General features: G+C 52.2%; 20 protein-coding genes. 17 read left to right on the top strand and 3 right to left on the bottom strand.

Translation table 11 applies throughout. The annotated features are described in order from the left end of the window. Positions 1-8: 8 nt before the first annotated feature. The 8 genes from MUG84_RS09420 (at position 9) to MUG84_RS09385 (ending at position 10,922) form a co-directional block, all read left to right on the top strand. Positions 9-836 carry a carbohydrate ABC transporter permease gene (locus MUG84_RS09420; protein WP_244724227.1) on the top strand — a complete coding sequence of 276 codons (828 nt, stop codon included), beginning with the start codon at positions 9-11 and terminating at the stop codon, positions 834-836. 44 nt (positions 837-880) lie between these two features. After that, positions 881-2,125 carry a response regulator transcription factor gene (locus MUG84_RS09415; RefSeq protein ID WP_244724225.1) on the top strand — a complete coding sequence of 415 codons (1,245 nt, stop codon included), beginning with the start codon at positions 881-883 and terminating at the stop codon, positions 2,123-2,125. Next, a complete protein-coding gene (gene ebgA / locus MUG84_RS09410; RefSeq protein ID WP_244724223.1) occupies positions 2,097-5,249 on the top strand; it encodes a beta-galactosidase subunit alpha in 3,153 nt (1,050 codons plus the stop codon). The genes MUG84_RS09415 and ebgA overlap by 29 nt, the downstream gene beginning before the upstream one ends. Then, positions 5,239-6,021: an SDR family NAD(P)-dependent oxidoreductase gene (locus tag MUG84_RS09405; protein WP_244724221.1), complete on the top strand. Its 783-nt coding sequence runs from the start codon at positions 5,239-5,241 to the stop codon at positions 6,019-6,021. The genes ebgA and MUG84_RS09405 overlap by 11 nt, the downstream gene beginning before the upstream one ends. A gap of 67 nt (positions 6,022-6,088) precedes the next feature. Further along, positions 6,089-7,507 carry an aminomethyl-transferring glycine dehydrogenase subunit GcvPA gene (gcvPA, locus tag MUG84_RS09400; protein ID WP_244724219.1) on the top strand — a complete coding sequence of 473 codons (1,419 nt, stop codon included), beginning with the start codon at positions 6,089-6,091 and terminating at the stop codon, positions 7,505-7,507. Then, entirely contained in the window at positions 7,507-9,084 is a 1,578-nt protein-coding gene (gcvPB, locus tag MUG84_RS09395; RefSeq protein ID WP_244724216.1) for an aminomethyl-transferring glycine dehydrogenase subunit GcvPB, read from the top strand. Before gcvPA ends, gcvPB begins: the two co-directional genes overlap by 1 nt. A gap of 294 nt (positions 9,085-9,378) precedes the next feature. After that, the gene (locus tag MUG84_RS09390; RefSeq protein WP_244724213.1) at positions 9,379-10,266 is read left to right on the top strand and encodes a DMT family transporter; all 888 of its coding nucleotides are present in this window, start codon (positions 9,379-9,381) and stop codon (positions 10,264-10,266) included. Between the two features lie 170 nt (positions 10,267-10,436). Next, positions 10,437-10,922: an NUDIX hydrolase gene (locus MUG84_RS09385; RefSeq protein ID WP_244724210.1), complete on the top strand. Its 486-nt coding sequence runs from the start codon at positions 10,437-10,439 to the stop codon at positions 10,920-10,922. A 71-nt stretch (positions 10,923-10,993) separates the two neighbouring features. Here the strand turns inward: MUG84_RS09385 and MUG84_RS09380 are convergent, their stop codons facing one another. Together MUG84_RS09380 and MUG84_RS09375 are read right to left on the bottom strand one after the other, a co-directional pair. Beyond that, positions 10,994-12,304 (bottom strand): outer membrane protein assembly factor BamB family protein, encoded by a 1,311-nt coding sequence (locus MUG84_RS09380; protein WP_244724207.1) that lies wholly within the window; start codon positions 12,302-12,304, stop codon positions 10,994-10,996. A 53-nt stretch (positions 12,305-12,357) separates the two neighbouring features. After that, a complete protein-coding gene (locus tag MUG84_RS09375) occupies positions 12,358-13,683 on the bottom strand; it encodes an outer membrane protein assembly factor BamB family protein (protein WP_244724204.1) in 1,326 nt (441 codons plus the stop codon). Between the two features lie 286 nt (positions 13,684-13,969). Here MUG84_RS09375 and MUG84_RS09370 point away from each other — a divergent pair, with 286 nt between their 5' ends. The 9 genes from MUG84_RS09370 (at position 13,970) to MUG84_RS09330 (ending at position 20,286) form a co-directional block, all read left to right on the top strand. Next, positions 13,970-14,185: a hypothetical protein gene (locus MUG84_RS09370; protein WP_244724201.1), complete on the top strand. Its 216-nt coding sequence runs from the start codon at positions 13,970-13,972 to the stop codon at positions 14,183-14,185. Positions 14,186-14,217: 32 nt separating this feature from the next. After that, positions 14,218-14,898 (top strand): hypothetical protein, encoded by a 681-nt coding sequence (locus MUG84_RS09365; protein ID WP_244724198.1) that lies wholly within the window; start codon positions 14,218-14,220, stop codon positions 14,896-14,898. Then, positions 14,895-16,091, top strand: coding sequence for a glutathionylspermidine synthase family protein (locus MUG84_RS09360; protein ID WP_244724195.1), 1,197 nt, complete (start codon positions 14,895-14,897; stop codon positions 16,089-16,091). The genes MUG84_RS09365 and MUG84_RS09360 overlap by 4 nt, the downstream gene beginning before the upstream one ends. Then, on the top strand, positions 16,092-16,760 hold the full coding sequence (locus MUG84_RS09355) for a hypothetical protein (RefSeq protein ID WP_244724192.1): 669 nt from the start codon (positions 16,092-16,094) through the stop codon (positions 16,758-16,760). Next, positions 16,757-17,149: a DUF350 domain-containing protein gene (locus MUG84_RS09350; protein WP_244724188.1), complete on the top strand. Its 393-nt coding sequence runs from the start codon at positions 16,757-16,759 to the stop codon at positions 17,147-17,149. The genes MUG84_RS09355 and MUG84_RS09350 overlap by 4 nt, the downstream gene beginning before the upstream one ends. Before the next feature lie 27 nt (positions 17,150-17,176). Continuing rightward, the gene (locus tag MUG84_RS09345; protein WP_244724185.1) at positions 17,177-18,193 is read left to right on the top strand and encodes a potassium channel family protein; all 1,017 of its coding nucleotides are present in this window, start codon (positions 17,177-17,179) and stop codon (positions 18,191-18,193) included. Between the two features lie 294 nt (positions 18,194-18,487). Continuing rightward, positions 18,488-18,910 (top strand): hypothetical protein, encoded by a 423-nt coding sequence (locus MUG84_RS09340; protein WP_244724182.1) that lies wholly within the window; start codon positions 18,488-18,490, stop codon positions 18,908-18,910. Positions 18,911-18,957: 47 nt separating this feature from the next. Further along, positions 18,958-19,458 carry an NUDIX domain-containing protein gene (locus tag MUG84_RS09335; protein WP_244724179.1) on the top strand — a complete coding sequence of 167 codons (501 nt, stop codon included), beginning with the start codon at positions 18,958-18,960 and terminating at the stop codon, positions 19,456-19,458. A 60-nt stretch (positions 19,459-19,518) separates the two neighbouring features. Continuing rightward, on the top strand, positions 19,519-20,286 hold the full coding sequence (locus MUG84_RS09330; RefSeq protein WP_244724177.1) for a hypothetical protein: 768 nt from the start codon (positions 19,519-19,521) through the stop codon (positions 20,284-20,286). A 54-nt stretch (positions 20,287-20,340) separates the two neighbouring features. Here the strand turns inward: MUG84_RS09330 and MUG84_RS09325 are convergent, their stop codons facing one another. Then, the gene (locus MUG84_RS09325) at positions 20,341-20,760 is read right to left on the bottom strand and encodes a GNAT family N-acetyltransferase (protein ID WP_244724175.1); all 420 of its coding nucleotides are present in this window, start codon (positions 20,758-20,760) and stop codon (positions 20,341-20,343) included. Positions 20,761-20,870: the final 110 nt, after the last annotated feature.

Genomic DNA, 20,870 nt, shown 5'->3' with positions numbered 1-20,870 from the left:
TGGCAGGAATGAGAAAACAACACAAAACATTATCCATCGTCGTGCTCCTGGTCTTTCTGCTGCTGGCCGCCGTGTTTATGTTTCCGTTCATCTGGATGCTGAGCTCATCACTCAAGGATAAAAGCGAGATTTTCGCCAATCCGCCGATTTGGATTCCGGACACGTTCCATTGGGAAAACTTCACGCAGCTATTTACGGAGCGGCATTTCGGCAATGTCATCGTGAACAGTTTGTTTACAGCTGTGACAGGCACGGTTGGAGCTTTATTTTTCTGCTCGCTGGCCGGGTTTGCATTTGCCAAGTACAATTTTCGCGGCAAAAGGCTGCTGTTCGGGCTGGTGCTAGCATCGCTGATGATTCCGATGGAGTCGAGCATGGTACCCCTGTTTATTATCTACCGTGATCTGGGGCTGATCGATCATCTGTGGGGCGTTATTTTACCGAGACTGACGAGCGCGTTCGGCATTTTTTATATGAGGCAGTACTGCATGTCGGTCGAAAATGAGCTGCTCGAAGCGGCGCGCATGGACGGCTGCTCGGAGAACCGGATCTACTTCCGGATCGTGGCTCCGATTTTAATTCCGGCGTTTGCGAGTCTGGGTATTATCTTTTTCGTAGAGGAGTGGAATAACTTCCTGTGGCCGTCGGTCATTTTGCGCAGCGAAGATAAGCTGACGATTGCCGTTGCCATTCGTTCACTCCAGTCCGGGGTCCGCACGCCGTACAACCTGATTATGTCGGGATCGGTCATCAGCATTCTGCCGATGCTGGCCGTCATTTTTATATTCCAAAAACAGATTTTCGCAGGCCTTACTGAAGGAACCGTGAAGGGCTAAGCCGCTCTTAAACCACTTTGCAGGATACAGAAGGAGGCGTGACCATGGCAGCAACCAAAATGAAGGTTCTCATTGTCGATGATGAATTGATCGTCCGCAAAGGACTGCGCACCACAGTGCCTTGGGAACGGTACGGGATGGAAGTGGTGGCTGACGCGAGCAACGGGCTGAAGGGCTGGGATGCATTTCTCGCTCATAAGCCCGACGTTGTGATTACGGATATTGTCATGCCGAAGCTGAACGGTCTGGAGCTTGCTCGGAGAATTAAGCAGGCCGCAGGCGACACGCAGATTTTGCTGCTGAGCTGCCATGAGGATTTCTCTTATGCGCAGCAGGGCTTTCGGCTTGGAGCCTCCGGCTATATTCTCAAAACCAATATGGATGAGGATGAGATGGGCTTTTACCTGAGCCAGTTTCAGGAGCAGTACCTGCAGCGCACCGGAAGCAGTATTCCAAGAGAAGCAGATGTCCAGGGCAGTGTAGATACGCGGCAGGCGCATATCGGCTCCTGGCTCGGCGGATTCTCGGGAGGCATTGAGGAGCAGCTGCGGCAGTGGTTTGCAGGGGACTGGAGCTGGATGGACAAAGGCTGCTTCATATTCCTGATCCGCTGCGGCGAAGGGGACGATATGCTTCATGATGGCGACTGGCAGGATGTGCTTCGGGAGGCGGGGACGCCATGCGAGCGTATCTCATGCGGTAAAGGTAGGACACTTCTGCTGTGCAGACCGGAAGCGGCGGAGAGAGTTGCGTGCCGGCTGAAGGCTTTAAAAGGCAGATATGCGAAGCTGATGTGGCAGGAGCAGGGCCCGGTTTCCGGCGTTCAGGAATGGGTTGATACCGTGCTGAACCTGTATCAGCAGGATGAGCTCCGGACTCAATATGACCTGTGGGGGGAGACCTGGCCGGATGCCATCATGAAGGCGGTGGGGATTCTCTCCTCCGATCGGGGCAGCACGCTGTCCGTTGCCGAGGTTGCAGAGGAAGTGGGGCTCAGCCGCAGCCATTTCAGCACGCTGTTCAAGCGTACGGTAGGCGAGAACTTTATTGATTTTCAATCGAAAATCAAACTTCATAAGGCCGAGCATATGCTGACAGGAACGCTGATGAGCGTCAGCGAAATATCTGACCAGCTGGGCATGGTGGACGCCAACTATTTCAGCAAGTGGTTCAAGCGCTTTACGGGGCTGACACCCAGCCAGTACCGGTCGGTTCAGAACCGGGATTCAACTATTGAAGAGAAAAGAGGGCTACAGCGACATGATCAACAACCGGCAACCGCAGAATGACTGGGAGAATCTGAACGTACTGCAGCACGGAAGGATGAAAGACCATACGTATTTCGTGTCATACGCGGATGCGGTGGACGCGCTCACGTATGAGCGTGGACTTTCTCCATGGTTTCGCCTATTGAACGGATCCTGGAGGTTTCATTACGCAGCTGCGCCGGGGCTTGCCCCGGAAGGCTTTGAGTGGGAAGCTTTCGATGATTCAGCCTGGGCGAAGCTGGAGGTGCCGGGACACTGGCAGCTTCAGGGCTACGGAAAGCCGCATTATACGGATTTGTATTACCCTTTTCCGGTCGATCCGCCGCGCGTACCTTCGGATAATCCGACAGGCTGCTATCGCAGAAGCTTCCATATCCCTGCGGAGTGGGAAGAGCGGCAGATCGTCCTGCGCTTTGAGGGCGTAGACAGCGCCTTTCATGTATGGGTGAACGGGCAGGAGGCGGGGTACAGCCAGGGCAGCCGCCTTCCTTCCGAATTCGATATTACCTCCTTGATCCGCGAAGGTAGCAATCAGTTGGCCGTCAAGGTCTATCAATGGTCTGACGGCTCGTATCTGGAGGATCAGGATATGTGGTGGCTGAGCGGTATCTTCCGTGATGTCAGCCTGTTTGCCCGGCCTAAGGTGCAGATACGCGATTTTACGATCCGCACCGATTTGAATGAGGCTTTGGATCAAGGCGTTCTAGATATTCAGGTGGAGCTTGGCAGCATGGATGGGGCAGGAGAGAGTGGGAGCGGCTATTGCATAAGGGCGCAGCTGTTGGATGAAAACAAGATGAGCGTGGTTGGAGCCGGAACTATCGGAGGAGTTAAGCCGGTTTCAGGTGGAATTGAACCCTTTACGCTGCGCATTCAGGTGGATCGGCCGCGGCTGTGGTCCGCAGAGCTGCCGAATCTCTATCATCTGCTGCTTACGCTGGAGAATGGAGAGGGTAGCGTCATCGAATGCATCCCGTACCGGATCGGTTTCCGCCGCATCGAAATCGTGGATAATCACTTTTTGGTCAATGGGGTGCCCATTCTCCTGAAGGGCGTAAACCGCCATGACTACCATCCGGAGCTGGGCCGAACCGTGCCCTACGGGACGATGCTTCAGGATGTACTACTGATGAAGCGGCATAACATCAATGCAGTCCGTACCTCGCATTACCCGAATGATCCGCGTTTCTATGATCTGTGCGACGAATACGGCTTATACGTCATGGACGAGACGGATCTGGAATGCCACGGCTTCGAGCTGCTCGGCAACATCAGCCGGATCAGCGATGATCCGGCCTGGAAGGATGCCTACGTAGACCGCATGGTACGGATGGTGGAGCGGGATAAAAACCATCCGAGCATCATCATGTGGTCGATGGGGAATGAATCCGGCTTCGGCTGCAACTTCGAGGCCATGGCCGATTGGTGCCGTGCTAAAGACCCGACCCGCCTGATCCACTACGAGGAGGACCGCGAGGGCAAGTCTGTCGACGTGATGAGCACCATGTATACGTCCGTGGAGAAGCTAGCCGAGCTGGCGGGCGCTGAAGGCCCGCAGAAGCCGAGGATCATCTGTGAATACGCACACGCTATGGGCAACGGGCCCGGCGGATTGACCGAATATAACGAGCTATTCCGCAGCTGCAGTGGGCTGCAGGGCGGATTTGTATGGGAATGGACCGATCATGGCTTGAAGACGGTGGATGAGCAGGGAAGAAGCTACTACGCATACGGCGGGGATTTCGGCGACGTGCCGAACAACTCGAATTTCTGCATGGACGGGCTGCTTTTCCCAGACCGCACGCCTTCGCCGGGCCTGCTTGAGCTGAAAAAGGTCATCGAGCCCGTCGCAACTACAGCACTTGATCTGAAGCGGGGAGAGCTGGAGCTTACGAACCGGCTGGACTTCACCGGACTGGATGCTCTGGAAGCAGTCTGGTCAATCCATGCAGATGGGCAGCTGTTGCAGAGCGGTTCTATGCCTCTGCAGGTTGTGCAGCCGCAAGGCAGGGCGAAGCTTGTGCTGCCTTATGAGCTGGACGCGCTGCATGTTCTACCTACAAGCGAAACGTACCTAACGATTCGGTATGTGCTTCGTCAGGAATGTATCTGGGCCGCGAAGGGGCATGAGGTGGCGACGGCTCAGTTCCGGATACCGGAAGAGCTGCTCTCCATGACGACAGTTTTGCCGGCCAATACATGCAGTAGTGTTGCGCGGAGACCTTTGACATGCTCGGAACAAGGATATCTGCTTCGGGTGAGCGGAACGGATTTTGAGGTTGTTTTTGACATGGTGGAAGGAATCATCGAGTCGTGGACATTCGCTGGGACGGACATGATCGCAAGCCATGGGGGGCCCAAGCTTTCCTTCTGGAGAGCGCCAATCGACAACGACATGTACGTAGTGCAGGAATGGCGCAAAGCTTATCTGCATCTGCTCCAGCATCGCATTGACGGCACATCGTGGCAGCAGAACGACAACGGCTGCGTGACCGTGGCGATTCAGGCGCGTATCGCACCGCCTGTGTATGATTGGGGCTTCCGCTGCACCTACCGGTATACACTGCATGGCGATGGCCGGATGCATCTGGCCGTTGAAGGCGAGCCGGTAGGCACACCGCCGAAAATGCTGCCGCGGATCGGGCTCGATCTAACGCTGCCGAGGACGATGGACCAGGTCGATTGGGCCGGCAGAGGACCGGGCGAATCGTATGCGGACAGCAAGCAGGCGAATCTCTTTGGCGTCTATCATGCTTCAGTCGATGAATTATTCACGCCATATATGGTTCCGCAGGACAATGGGAACCACACCGAGGTAAGCTGGGTATCCATTACTGGCAGCCGGGGCAGCGGACTCTTGGCCGCAGGGCTACCGGCTCTGGAATTCAGTGCCCACCGCTATACGGCGGAGGATCTGGAGCAGGCCGGACATTTGAAGGATTTGACGCCGAGAGATACCATCTCTCTGCACCTCGATTACCGCCAGAACGGGCTTGGCAGCAACAGCTGCGGTCCAGCGCAGCTCCCGCCTTATGAGCTGCGTCCGGAAGCTTTTACACATCAGCTCATACTGATGCCATATTCTAATCAGGCTGTATCGCCAGCCATACTGCGAAAGGAGCTATTGAAACAACATGCCGAATAATCAGAACATTTTGCGTTTGGACGGGAAGACAGCCGTGGTGACCGGAGGGGCCTCCGGCATCGGCTTTGCTACAGCCGAAATGCTTGCGGAGTTTGGCGCTGAGGTCATGCTGCTGGACATTCATGAAGAGAATGGGGAAAAGGCGGCGGCAAGCATTAGGGAGGGCGGCGGCAAAGCCCGTTTTTACCGCTGCAATGTGACCTCAGGCGAGGATTGCAAGCGGACGGCAGATGCTATTGCGGAGGAGTTCGGGAGCATTGATATCCTCTTCAACAACGCGGGCGTCATTCGCCGCAAAACGGTGGTAGATCTGGAAGAACGGGATTGGGATCTGGTCATGGACGTGTCCCTTAAAGGGGTTTATCTGCTCTCCAAGTACGTAATTCCGCATATGGCCGCGGGTGGCGGAGGCAGCATCATCAATACGGGCTCTGGCTGGGGACTGAAGGGCGGCGATCAGGCCGCTGCTTACTGCGCGGCCAAGGCCGGCGTGGTGAATCTCACCAAAGCCATGGCGATCGACCACGGCCCGCAAAACATCCGCGTCAACTGCGTATGTCCGGGAGATACGGACACGCCGCTCCTACGGGACGAAGCGAAGCAGCTCGGGAAGGAAGAGGCGTCCTTCCTCGTATCTTCGGCATCTGGGCGTCCGCTGGAGCGGCTGGGTACGCCGCAGGATATTGCCGGTGCGGTTCTGTTCCTAGCGGGCGATCTATCCGCATGGGTGACCGGCAGCGTGCTGGTCGTAGACGGCGGCGGTCTGGCTTAAGAGGCTCTGCCTTGCATGACAACGGATGGATCGGACCAAAAATGGCTTGATAAGGAGAGATGATAATATGGCACAGCCGAAACGAGCGGCAATGCATCCCTATATACCGAATATGATCCCGGAAGTACAGCGACAAATGCTGAACGAGATCGGAGTGGAGTCGATTGAGGATTTGTATCGGATCATTCCGGATGAGCTGAAGCTGAAAGAGCAGATGGATTTACCTCCGGCCTTATCCGAGCTGGAGCTGAGACGGCATGTGGATCGGCTGCTGAGCCGGAACCACAGCACGCAGGAGGTCGTCAGCTTTCTCGGTGCGGGCTGCTGGCCGCATTTCATTCCGGCCGTATGCGACGAGATCAACCAGCGTTCCGAGTTCGCGACCGCCTATGCAGGCGAACCTTATGAGGATCACGGCCGTTTCCAGGCTTTGTTTGAGTACCAGAGCCTTGTGGCGGAGCTGGTCGACATGGATGTCGTGAACGTGCCGACCTTCGATTGGGCGCAAGCCACATCTACCTCGCTGCGAATGGCGGCACGGATGACCGGGCGCTCGAAAGTGCTGCTGGCGGGAACGATCGACAAGGATAAGCTGAAGATTATTGCCAACTATATTACGCCGGATTTGACCTTTGAACTGGTGGATTTCCATACGGAAACAGGTGAGCTTGACCCTCAGGATCTGCGGAATAAAATCACCGACGACACGGCGGCGGTGTACTTTGAAAATCCTTCCTTCCTCGGTACGATTGAGCCTTGTGGGCAGCAAATCGCCGACATCGCTCATGAAGCAGGTGCGGTTTGCGTGGTAGGTGTGGACCCGATTTCCTTGGGCGTGCTGAAGCCGCCTAGCCAATACGGTGCGGATATCATTTGCGGCGATCTGCAGCCACTCGGAATGCACATGAATTACGGCGGCGGTCAGGCTGGTTTTATCGCGACGCGCGACGAGGAGAAATACGTTATGGAGTATCCTTCGCGCCTGTTCGGGATCGCCCCTACGATCGTGGAAGGCGAGTACGGCTTCGGCGATGTCGCGTATGAACGGACTTCATTTCATGACCGTGAAAAAGGAAAAGAATCCGTAGGCACCCAAACAGCGCTGTGGGGCATTACGGCCGGGGTCTATCTTGCGCTGCTCGGTCCGCACGGCATGCAGGAGCTCGGACAGACGATCATGCAGAAATCCCAATATGCGGCGAAGCTGCTTGGCCAAATTGAGGGCGTCTCGATCCGGCTGCAATCTCCTTTTTTCAAGGAGTTTGTAGCAGACTTTACGGAGACCGGTCTCACGGTCGAAGAGATTCTGAAACAGCTTCGCGCAGAAGGCATTCAAGGCGGACGGGACTTATCGTCAGACTTCCCAGAGCTTGGCCAGAGCATGCTGCTCTGCGTTACCGAGGTCCATGCACAGGAGGATATCGAACTGCTGGCGGAAGCGCTCGGACGTGTGTGCAGCCGGGTAATGAAGGGAGTGAATAGCTGATGAAACGGATCATCAGAGAGCAGAAGGTACGGAATTTTCATCAGGCCAAATGGGATGAGCCGGTTATTTTTGAGCTGCATAAGCCCGGAGAACGTGGCGTAGAGGCTCCGCAGGCGGAGTCTGCGATTGTGGCGGCTGTCGGAGACGGCGTATCGGTCATTCCGGACAGCATGAAGCGCACGGAACCTCCGGCTCTGCCGGAAATCGGCCAGGCCAAGGTGCTGCGTCATTACCTGCGGCTGTCCCAGGAGACAATGGGGTCGGACTTCAACGTGGAGATCGGTCAAGGCACCTGTACCATGAAATACATCCCTCGCGTCAATGAAATGATGATCCGCACGACGAAGCTCATGGAGCTTCACCCGCTGCAGCATGAGGATGACGTACAGGGCATTCTAGAAGTGTACTACCGTCTTGATCTGGCGATGCGGGAGATTTCCGGCTTGGACCGCTTCTCCTTCCAGCCCAGCAGCGGCACGCAGGCTCTACTCACGATGGCTTCCATCGTCCGGGCTTACCACGAGTCCAGAGGCGAGGGAGAGCAGCGGAATGAGATCATCACGACGATGTTTTCCCATCCATCGCAGGCAGCAACGGCTGTCGTGAAAGGCTATAAAATCATCACAGTAATGCCTGACGCAGACGGTTTTCCCGATATCGAGCAGCTGAAGCGTGCAGTTTCCGACCGTACGGCAGGCTTTGTGGTCGCGAACCCGGAGGATACCGGCATTTTCAATCCACGCATCCGCGAGTTCACCGATATCGTGCATGCCGCAGGTGGCATCTGCTACTACGATCAGGCGAATGCTAACGGGCTGCTCGGTATTACCCGCGCAAAGGAAGCCGGATTCGACATGTGCTTCTTCAACCTTCATAAGACCTTTGCGGCGCCGCATATGTGCGGGGGACCGGCAACGGGGGCGCTAGGGGTCACCGAAGCGCTCGCTCCGTTCCTACCGGGACCTGTTGTAAGTCGCAGCGGCGAGCGCGAGCACTACGAGCTTCAGGAACCGGGAGATCTGAGCATCGGCAAGGTGCGCAGTTTCCACGGCGTAGCTCAGACCGTACTCCGGGCGTATGCCTGGATTCGCAGTCTGGGAGCGGAGGGGCTATTGAACGTAGCCCAGGTGGCTGTGCTGAACAACAATTATCTTTATCATAAAATTCTGCAAATTCCCGGCGCATCCGCACCTTACATTAAGGGCAACCGGCTGGAGCAGGTTCGTTACAGCTGGCAGAAGATGACCGAGGACACCGGAGTGACGACCGAGGATGTTACGCGCCGGATGTGCGATTTCGGGCTGCATTACTGGACCAGCCATCATCCATACGTGGTGCCGCAGCCGTTTACGCTGGAGCCGACGGAATCTTACTCGAAGGAAGATCTTGACGAGTACATTCAAGCGCTCGTGCAAATTTCCAAGGAAGCCTACAACGAGCCGGAGACGGTGAAAAACGCGCCGACACGCAGCACCGTGCACCGCATTAATGACTCCAGTTTCGACGATCCCGCCAAGTGGTGCATCACCTGGAGAGCATATTTGAAAAAGACAGCACTGCCGCAAGCGGAGGCATAACAGAGAAGAGGACTGCTGAAGATTCAGCGGTCCTCTTTGCGCGTAATGATTGCATCTGTATCGGTACAGATGCCGTTTTATTGTATTGTGGAACGGATCCCGCCCCCTTACAATCAAGGCAAGGACCTTAATAAATCGCTTTGCATGCAGGGTAGAAGGAATAGAAGTTATGAAACCAGGCCTCCCCCCTTTTTATTTCAACGTGGAAATCTCCATAAGGGCAACCGGGGCCGGCATATGCCTGGCCGCTGCCGCTCCGCAAGTCTACAACCAGCCGAAGAGGAGGGAGAGAGTATGAAAAAGAACTCCTATCTGCTTCTAATCGGCATCAGCCTGATTTGGGGATCGCAGTTTTTTCTTGTCAATCTTGTGATCGGCTCCATCCCTCCGGTTACCTTAGCGGCAGCCAAAGCATTGATTGGGGCAGCAACGCTCGCGCTGCTTCATGTCTTTTCGGGAAAAAGAACGCAGCACTCCGAAACCAAACCGCCCTGGCGAAGCTTCCTATGGATTGGCCTACTCGAGGCCGTTGTTCCTTTCATTCTCATCGGATGGGGACAGCAAACGGTTAGCAGCAGCATGGCATCTATTTTAATGGGAACGATTCCGATCTTCACGATCTTGTTCGTCAAGCTGTTTGTTCCCGGAGAAACCATTTCAGGAGCCCAGTGGCTCAGCGCCATCATCGGAATGGTCGGCATCGGGATCCTGTTTGTACCTGATCTTGGTTCTTCTCTCCATGGCGGCAGCATGGCCGGGGATCTGGCGCTGCTCGGAGCCTCCGTCAGTTTTGCGGGTTCACTCATTCTAATTAAGCGGCTGCCTCCGATTGCCCCCATTTTGGCTATGCGGAATGTGCTTTTTGCCGCTTCTGTTATCCTTGTGCCGCTTGCCCTTTTGCTCGAAGACCCATTTCATGTGGTTTTGACGCGACAACAAATCCTTGCCGTCGTCATCCTGGGCAGTTTCCATGCAGGCATTGTATATATGCTTTACAACGTATTGATCCAACGTGCAGGCGCGACATTCGCTTCCTTTAACAATTATCTGGTGCCTCCCATCGGCATCATTCTTGGCGTGTCTGTTTTGGGAGATGAATTGACATGGAATGCAGCGGTGGGACTGGTGGTTATTCTGCTTTCACTTGCAGTCGGCGGCATCCAAAAACAAAAAAGGCCGTGACATCACGGCCTTAGTACGGCCAACTTTAGAGGGAAAGCCCGCTGAATATTTGGTTTTTTTTCATTCACCCAATTTTGATCCCAAATGCGATCCATCTTCCATCAATATCTTCAATGACAAACTCTTTATTATTGTAATCCGTATAAAAAAATAACACTTAAGGAGAAAAAATGACTCAGAATGGAATTGTATTAGTTGTTAGCGTATCCATCATCCAAGACAACGAAGTTTTGATTATAAAAGAAAATAAGCCATCAGCGATACATAAATGGAACTTTCCATCCGGACGTATCGAACATACAGAAGACATACTAGATGCTGCCTACAGAGAAGTGAAGGAAGAAACAGGGTATGAGGTGAAACTTACCGGCACAACAGGTATTTACAACTTTATCAGCAGCGCCAATTATCAAGTGATTTTATTTCATTTTATTGGTGAAATTATCGGAGGTTCATTACAGATCGAAGAGGAAGAGATTATAGACAGTAAGTGGATACCGCTGTCTGAACTTATGAATCTCGATGGCAAAGAACTTCGCGACGAAGGTGTAATGAGGCAAATATCAGATCGATTAATAAATCAAAAATTTCATTCAATTAATATTTTTAATGAGCAATTAACAACACCGCCCGGATCGATACATATTGGTATTTGAGGGCTGTTCAAACAAAGAGACAGAGGCTTTTCCGCCTTCTGTCTCTTTGCTTCTATCCCGGCACGTACAGCTCACAGCAGCGCCTTTGGCACCGGAACGGCAATCAGCTTGCCGGTATCCCTGGCCTGAATGATCAGCGTATTCCCGGAGCGCAAGGTCTGTCCATAATTCCGTGATCCTGTATTCACAGTAAACGCCGGAGCTGTCGTTTGCAGGTTGTAGCCGTGGAATACACCGTCGCTTTGTCCGATATAGACGCCGTTGCCGTAGATGTCAGTCTGAACGGGCTGGTTATCGGTTAGGAAGCTTATGCTCTGTCCGCCTACAAGCTTCATACCTGTTATTCGACCTGTGGAATGATTGGCAAAAAAGATTCTCCCAGCCTGCATCGAACCGATCAGCGAACTGCCGGCGCTGTATTTTGTCCATTTTTGCAGCGGCTTTCCATCTTTTTCGTATGCTGCGATATCATATTTCAACACTGCACTGTCTGTGGCCAAGTAGAGATCTTTACCGTCAAGAATAACGGAACCGGCGCTGTCTCTTGAATAAGGAGGAGTGCTGACTAGTTTCCAGCTATACGTTTGTTTTTCTTTTATCGTGCCCGTCTTGGCGTCGATTACACTGATGTTCAGCTCCCGTTTCGGATCAGCATCGTCAAAAGGATACTCATCAACTACAGAATAAACAAGTCCATTTTGTACGGCTAATGGTGCATTTTGTCTGATATGTTCCCAAAGCTTTTTACCAGTCTTCTTATCGATTGCATCTAACTGAACAGTAGTGAGAGCTCCCTGTACCATGTAGATTGCATAAACAATGCCGTCCGATTCCCTAGCAACGCCTCCCGAGAAGTCGGAGTTCTCTTCAATAGATTTCCACCGCTGTTTCCCCGTAGATGCCTCCAGGGCGATGATGGCATTGTCCTTCGTCACATATAGCGTATCGCTGAAGATGGAAGGAGTTATATCATTGCTCACTCCTGCGCTGGTCTGCCACAGGCCTTTACCTGTTTTGACATTGACGGCATATACTTGTCCGGACTCAGTAACTCCATAAACAACTCCTTTTAGATACGCAGCGCCCGGCCGGAGCTTATTGCCGTATGTAAAAAGCTTTTTGCCGGTGTTAACATCCAAGGCAATCAGCTTGCCCCCTGAAAAGGTGAAAAGTATACCGTCGTCCGTTACGACGTTGTTGGCATTTTTGTCATAGGAGGCCGTCCACAACGGCTTTTGCAAAGGAGCTTTTATCGGCTCTGATGCAGGAAAGCTGAATGAAACAACAGGAGCTGCAGCGTACGCGGCAGGTACAATGCCTCCGCTTATGAAGACTGCAACTGCCATGGCGGCAATGGTTCCGGTACGGATTAATTTCAGCATTTTATCTTGGACCTCTTTTCGCGTTTGATAAAAAACGGCCATGAATTTGTTACTTATTGCAGCGCCTTCGGCACTGGAACGGCAATCAGCTTACCGGTATCCTTAGCCTGGATGATAAGCGTATTCCCGGAGCGGAGGGTTGGTCCGTAATTGCGTGATCCTGTATTCACAGTAAACGCCGGAGCTGTCGTTTGCAGGTTATAGCCGTGGAATACACCGTCGCTTTGTCCGATATAGACGCCGTTGCCGTAAATGTCAGTCTGGACGGGCGGGTTGTCTGGGCCCCAGCTGACTTCCTGGCCATCTGCCAGCTTCATGCCTGTAAGGGTTTTCGTGTCATAATGACTAAAATAAATTCTGCCGGCGTGCACCGATCCGATCAGCCTTCCGGAGTTATACGGTATAGCCCACTTCTGAAGCGGCTTGCCGTCCTTTTCATAATGACTGAAATCATACTTCTGTATCGCATTTTCGGTAGTCAAATAGAAGTCATTGCCGCTTAGCAGCGTGGAACCACTCACACCGTGGGATGGTGTGTTGGAACGTGTCCAGGAGTATACGCGCTGCCCCATCTCTTTTCCTGTTTTCGCATCAAGTACGGAAAAGGTCAGGTTTGGTGTATCGGGTTCGGGATTGTTGAGCGCTTCGAACATGGATTGTTCCTTTTTGGAATAAACCAGTCCGTCCCTGACCGCGATTGGGGCTTCGTACAAACTTGCTTTCCATAATTCCTTTCCCGTTTTCTTATCGATGGCATCTAGCTGCGAATACGTGTACGCTCCAGAAACGAGATATGACACGAAAACCACGCCATCTTCTTCCATGCTGATGTTAACTCCATATTCTGCCTGATTGACCGCCTTCCAGCGCTGCTTACCCGTGGTAGCCTCCAAAGCGATAAGGGCATTTTTCTTGGATACGTAGACGGTATCGCCGATAACAACGGGAGCGTCTGCATCGGAAATGCCTGCAGTTGTCTGCCAGATGGCTTTCCCCGTCTTTACGTTCACGGCATATACGCGGCCATCCTCCGAGATACCATAAGCGGTACCGTTCACGTACTGTACAGACGGCTTCAGGTTGCTGCCGTACGTAAACGAAGGTTTGCCGGTAGCCAGATTCAGCGCGACCAGTTTTTTTCCTGAAAAGGAGAGGACCAGTCCGTTATCCGACACGGTTGCATTCGAATTGGGATCGACGGCTGCGGTCCATTGCGGTTTAATCAGGGGGGCATTGATGCGCTGACCGCTGAATGAACCGTACGAAACGGCTGGGGAATCAGCATGCGTAATAGGGATGGAGCTGCTTCCGCATAGAATGGCTGCGGCGAGGGCGGATACTGCTCCAGCACGGATCCGTTTGGCTTTATTCAACATCATCTACCTCTTTTCGTGAGATATTTATTGGAGTCATTGTGCAAATGCACTCGTCAGTTTCATATATTAAACGTTTTACCCAAAAAAAGGTTGCTGAGGTACATCGTGAAAAAAGTTAAGATTAATGTTGGTTCCCAGTTTTCATTGCGTTTCGGATTGGAAGGTTTTATTCTGATAGATGCGTACTTCCACAATTATTCGTTTTGTGTGGATTCATGATGGAACGAACCGCTTCATTTATACGTATCAAGATGACATATGCATGAATTTAATACAGGGGGTATTCAGGATGGGCAACGATATGAGCGTGATTTTAACGGAAAAAATGCCAAGCGGCGAGCTGCGGCGTATTGAAGAGCGCTATTGGAGCATGAATATGATCGCTGCGCTGGAGCATGTGAATTATCTTGTCGTTGGCGGTCAGGAATATGAGGCCATTGAAGGAAGATTGAATGTGGATGAGGGCAAACTGGAGCTCCTGCTGGTCCGGATCCGTACGGAGTAGCTGGGGGCGTGCATTGAAGGGAGGAACGAATCATGACGAACGAACAACAGCCACAGGATAAGGAAAAAGCGGTCTCCAAGCTGTTTACGCCAGAAGGCAAACCGGTGCGCGTCTTGTCCACATCGCTGGGCATAGCGCTTCTCGCGAACGCTTTCTTATTGCCTAGTGCGACCGCTGCAGGCGCTACAACCGGAACGGCAGATGAGCCGAAGCTGGTCTCATGGTCGAACGATGAAGTAAAGGCGTATTTCGATAAAAATACCGATTGGAACATACCCCTTCCCGAAGAGACCGAGAAGGAAGCTGAAGGGCAGAGCGGAACCATGGGCAGCACTGGAAGCGGAGGAACGACGACAATCAACAACTACGGGGTGAGTCATTCCGGGTTCGGCTGGGATGATCTGCTGCTGTATCATTTCTTATTTAACAACGGATCGAGCTATCATCCAAGCACGTATTATGACAACAGACGTACATATTATAGCGGGACATCGCAGACCTACAAGCCGCGTTCGTATTCCAGCAGCACATTCCAGAACAAATCGGTTGTAGGCTCCACGGTCACACCTAAAACTTCCCGATCAACGGGATCGATCACACGGCGCGGAACATCGTCAGGCTCCGGCGGTATCGGCGGTAAATCCAGCGGTTTCAGCTCGTCCGGCAAATCCAGCTCGAAATCAAGCTCACGAAGCGGTGGGTTCGGCGGATGACCGGCAGTGTATTTGAGGTATTGGAGCCAAGTGGACAGGACCGCAGGGAACGTGTAGAGCAGCTCAGGCAGCTCGGCTTCACCTGGGCGAATATTGAGGATGAGGAATATTGGCTCGATCAATTGGTCGTGATGAGCCAAGACACCTACCGGGAGCTGGAAGACGCGTCTGCACGTCTGTGGCGGATTCTGGACCGGACCGTACGATATGTGCATGGCAACCGGCATCTGTATGATCTGATCGGTATTCCGGAAATTTTGTGGGATATGCTGGACATCTGTCCTCTGCCTGAGGAGAACCTGATCAGCCGCTATGCGCGGTTTGATTACGCTGTCTCGCATTATGGAAGCATCAAGCTGTACGAACTGAATGCGGATACGCCTACAGGTTATGTGGAAGCATCGATCGTTACGCCTTGGATGTGCCGGGAGGCTGGCGTTCATTCGCCCAATGTTCAGATGAAAGAGCTTGTGGCGGCAGCCTGGAGCGTGGAACAGCCGGATACAGCGGCATGCATCGCGTACGGCGAGCATCTGGAGGATTCCGGGACGATTAATGCGCTGGTGAAGCACAGCGGGCTTCATATCCAGTGCGTGGATTGCCTCGACCTTACGATCGACCACGGGATTGTCAAGGATGGTAGTGGGCGTGAAATCAAGCGCATGTTTGCCTTGTACCCGAAGGAATGGATGGCCGTGGATGATGGGGGAGATGCGCTTGCCTATGCGATCGAGACTGGAAAGCTTGCGCTGTTCAATACGCCGCACAGCATCCTGCTGCAGTCCAAGGGATTGATAGCAGCGGCTTGGGGACTCTATGAACTGGGGCTTTTATATAATGATGAAGAACGTGAAGTGATCGAAAAATATATTTTGCCGACATATAATAAGCCGGTCTTTTCCGGAAGTTATGTCTCTAAGTCTATGTTTGGGCGCGAGGGTGGTTCGGTTCAAATGTTCGACAATGAGGGAGAGCTGGAGATCAAGGACGAGGACGGCTTTGACACGAGTGAGTTGTTTCCTTCCGTCTATCAGATGAGAGCAAATCTTCCGGAAATCACCACAGTTGTGGGGGAACGCCGCCTGTTAACTGGGATGTTCATGATTAACGGCAAGCCTTGCGGACTGCTTGGCAGAGCTGGCGGACTGATTACAGGGAATACGAGTCATTTTATAGCGATAGGAGTGAGGTAGATGAGAAGTAACCGGGAAGGGAAGCACCGGTCCTCCAGAACGAGATTTAAGCTTGCCGCTGTTCTGGTGCTCTCCATGTTGGCTATGCTCCTGCTGAATGCTTGCTCCGACAATGAGGGTTCCGATTTCAATACAGATTTCACATCAGAGGGATTCATGGACGGTATGTCCCGCGTACCGTGGGATTACAAGATCGTAGAGAGCACCGTCGGGGATTTGATCGGCAGCGATATGACGATTTCGCCGGACAATGAATTGATGCCAAACGATGAAAACTACGCGACTGGTGATAAAATCTGGGCTCTACAATATATGGATGCGGAATTGTTTACGGGTGATGACCAGCGCACTAACGTCACTCTGTTTTCGTGGAGGACGATCAAAACCTTTAAAACGCAGGAAGAAGCCCAAAAAGATATGACTGAACTGAATATTCCCGTAACCACGGAAGTCGATTTGGTCGGCGTCTACAAAACCGAATATAAGGGGAAAACACGGAACTTCGCCGTGCTGGAGCTGCCTTCAGGCAACCGGGTCAAGCAGCCGATTGATGATGAGCGATACAAGGAATTAGAGAAGAAGAAGAAAGTTTCTGTTAAGCTTGAAGAGATACATGATTTTGCCGATTATGATCTGGCCTATGCAAAATTTAGGGGGTGGGCGAATTGACCGTCGCCATTAATTTGGTCGTAAGTGTGCTTGTTATCATTGTGCTACAGCTGCTGGGCATGCTGATTTTTAGCTGGATGACACCGTTTAAGGATATGGAAGAGTTGAAAAAAGGAAATGTGGCGGTAGGACTCGCTTTAGGAGGGAAGTTCCTGGCGACGGCCATCGTTCTCGGGGTTGCTGCCTACACCAATACATCCATCTTGTTTATGGCGATGTGGTTTGCCATCGGTTACGTATGCCTCGTAGCAGCCTACTGGCTTTTTGAGCTTGTTACACCGGGCTTTCATATCGCCGACATGCTGCAAAAAGGCAATGTGGCGGTAGCCACTCTGCTGTGCATGGTATTCATCGGAACGGCTTTTGCCGTCAGCAGCCTGATTGTATAAACCAACACTTCAGAAAGGGGTAGACAGTTGCATTTTTTTCACCGGTTTACTACCCGTATGATGCGGATGAGCAAAACGACCGTTGCTCTTATTCTTTTCTTTTTCGTCACCGGGAGCGCAACCATCGCTTACATTCTGGAGCCGAATACGTTTCACACCTGGTTTAATGCTTTGTACTGGGTCATGACGACCATGGCGACCGTCGGGTACGGCGATTACGCCCCCACAACCATCTGGGGCAAGCTGTTCACGCTGTTCCTGTACGTCTTCGGCGTTGGAGTACTCAGCTTCGTCATTGGTAAAGTGATAGAATCCATTGGCAGCATTAAGCGACAGAGGGAGGCAGGAACCTTGATTTATCATGGCCGGAATCAATTCATTATCATAAACTGGACCAAGAAGGCGAAATCCGCCGTCACGGAGATTTTATCGAATGATGAGAAAGCCCAAGTCGTTATTATCGACGAGACCGATCGGCATCCGATGGCGGAGCTGCCTCAGGTGCATTTTATCAGCGGAGATCCTTCGGCGGAGGATACTCTGCGAAAAGCGGGTCTTGAGAGAGCCAAAGCGGTGATCATTTTTGCGGATACCCGGAGTGAGGATACCTCGCTGATCGACGGCAAATCGCTGATGATCGCCTCCAGCATTCAGCGGATGGCTCCAGAGGTACACACCACTGTGGAAGTTATGCATGAGAAGCATATCCAAAACTTCCGGTTCATGCAGGTAAATGAATTCGTATTGTCCCATGATGCCATCTCGAGTCTTGCGGTGCGCTCCGCCTTGCAGGAAGGCAACACCGCGGTCCTCGGCCAGCTGATCCGCCGCGAGCAGGGAAATGATATTTATGAGGTTCCTCGCAGCCAGGAATGGCGCACCTATGGGGATGCTTTTCAGGATTTGCTTCGCCAGGGAGCGACCTTGCTGGCCGACCGCAGCGATATGTCCATTAACCGCAGGTTGAATGACCCTATTCCCGCGGATGCCCGCCTCTATGTCGTTTCGGACGAGGCAACGTACCAGCGCATTACCGGTAAATAAGGATTGGGACCAACCCGTTCACAGAAAAAATACAGCAATACAACAGCCCTTTGACTCCTTAACTGCGAGTTGAAGGGCTTTTCTCGATTCCCGCCGGTGTAATCTTCTACACCAAAATACAGAATTAGGCAGGATTCGCCGAGTGGTTTGTGGAAGCAAGCCACAGGGCTATTTTTTTCAAAATCAGCTGGTCCATCGAAAAAGCAGGTTTGGGAGCCTGACGCATACATATACATAGGGGATATTTTCCCTTTATCCAGCATTAAAGGTCGGTACGTTCAAGGAGGAATTTGGATGGATTTACACCCTTATAAGAACTTGACTCAGTGGTTTGCCACGACCTTGTTTTTGATCGGTTTTTGCTGTCTTCAGCTCCTGCTGGAGATCCAAATGCATGGTAACCCCGTTTTGGGGGTCATGTTCCTGGTTCTTGGACTGGCTTTCGTTACGTCAGCTGTTTTTATTGGCGCAGATTTGTTTACCAAGAAACAGGTTAGCTCTGAAGGACGAGTGATCAACAAGGGAAATAAAATTGTTCATATTTTAACGACAGAAGAGAAGCTGAAGCGCCTCAAAATAAGCCAATCTGATGTATCTGAGAAGCTGGCAGCGAATCAGAGAGTGGAGTTTACATTGACCCTGTACACGAAGATGCCCGTCAGAATCCGGATTTTGGAGAGGCCAGAGGAGCAGGAGGAAATTGACGACAGCAAGTGATAGTAGGAGCTTTAAATATATCGAAATAATGAAAGGAAGCAATCAGCATGAATCCATCAATAAGGGAACTGTGGAACAGGCATAAGGTCAAGCTCACCTGGGTCGCAGGTGGAGAGCAGCCGGACCCGGCGCTGGTGACCAGCGTTCACGGCATATGCCTATACCAGGGCCATGTGCTAGCCGTACACGTGCAAGGGCGGGGATTCAATCTGCCGGGAGGGCATGTGGAGCTTGAAGAGACACCGGAGGAGGCTTTTCACCGGGAGGCAATGGAGGAAGGCAGCGTGAAGGGGACGGCTGTTTACCTTGGAAAAATGGAAGTCAGTCATGAAGAAGACGAGCATTTTGATCCGAATGGAAAATATCCGATGATCGGCTACCAGCTGTTTTACCGGATGGATATTACCGAGAGGCTGCCTTTCAGCCGTGAGCATGAGTGCCTATCCCGGATCTGGGTGGAACCGGAGGAATTCAGGCATGTGGTGAGCGAGCACCGATTGATCGGACTTGTGCTGGAGGAAGCCCTGAAGCGGGACGAGCAGATGTGATTGCAGGTAGCAAACGTTTGTGCATACATATTCATCAGGAAAAGACGGGGAGGGTGACATATGAAAGCACCGGAGCAAATACTCTGTGTCTGGCACCGTTTTGACGGTTATCCGATGGAGACGCTAACCAAGGCCTGGTATAGCCTGCAGCCTGGAAAAGAAGGCCAGCGCAGCGTTGCCGAGATGAGAGAACATAAAGAGCAGTACGGCATCACGGGCAACTGTTTTGATCTCGCGATCTGGCTGCTGGATGAATTCCGTGCGGAAGGCATTTCTGCCTACGCGGTTGGGCATGATCTGGGATCTTCCAAGGCCCATGTGGCCGTTGTGGCTGAGGATGAAGCGGGCAGCCGGTATTTCTGCGATCTCGGGGATCAGTGGATACAGCCTATTTTGGTGGATCGGCAAGATGAAGGGTTTACGGAGGAAGCGCAGGAAGGCTTTATTACTGGTGGGCGTATTCAATCTGCCTTGGACGCATCTGGCCGGTATGTTGAGTTCAGCTATGTCAGACGGGGCGGGAAAATGAGCACGCAGTCTTTTGATCTTACACCCATTACGATGGAGGATCTGCTTGCCTCTGCAGACCACTCGCAGCGTCTAATCCGTCACCCACTTGTAGAGCACCGCCTGTATTTACCGGATGAAGTGGTGCACTGGGAGTTTGACCGCTGGACCAGCTTTGTCAGCAAGAATAGCGGACTTGAGAGAGAGGTTCAGCTGCACAGCAATGAAGAATGGGCGCAGCGGATCAGCCTTATCTCCGGTATCGACTTCCAGGTTGCGCTTCAGGCCTTGAATATCTATTTTGCTCTGACGGTGAAATGAGGTCACGGCTTATTCTCTTATTTGTTTTTCCTCTGAAGAAAATTGGAGCGTAATCTATGACCCCTTTTTGCCGGATTGATGCTTATAGTTCCGAACCAGCATGCCTTGCGCCTTCCTCATGCCCAGCCCTGCGTAGAAATCCTGAAGATCCGGATCACACAGCAGGTCGACCATATACATATCCTTCAGCTTATCCAGCATCCGTCGGGTCAGCTCTTTTCCGATACCTTGCTTTTGATAGGCCGGGACGACCTCCAGCAAAGGGATGTAAGCCGTGAGCACTCGATCAGACAGTGCCGTGATGAATCCGACAACGCGATTGGTACTTTCATCAATGGCCAGTATGATATGAGTAGCGTTATGCAGAATTTGGACAAAGGTAGAGGTTGATGGCGGGTTTGGCCATCCGTCGAAAAAGCCTTCTGCAAAAGATGCTTCGGTGATGTCTTGTAGATGTTCCTGATATCGAATCATGGAAAAATTACCTGCCTTTAAAAGAGTTGTCAGCGTTTAAACATGGCTTGTTATATATAGTAGCATATCAATTTACCAGGGAATACGATACGATTGATATAAACTAAGAA

Origin of the sequence: Paenibacillus mangrovi (genome assembly GCF_022898935.1) — a bacterium.
In the GTDB taxonomy this organism is placed as follows: Bacteria; Bacillota; Bacilli; order Paenibacillales; family Paenibacillaceae; genus Paenibacillus_AQ; species Paenibacillus_AQ mangrovi.
This window is presented reverse-complemented; position numbering and strand designations above follow the sequence as displayed.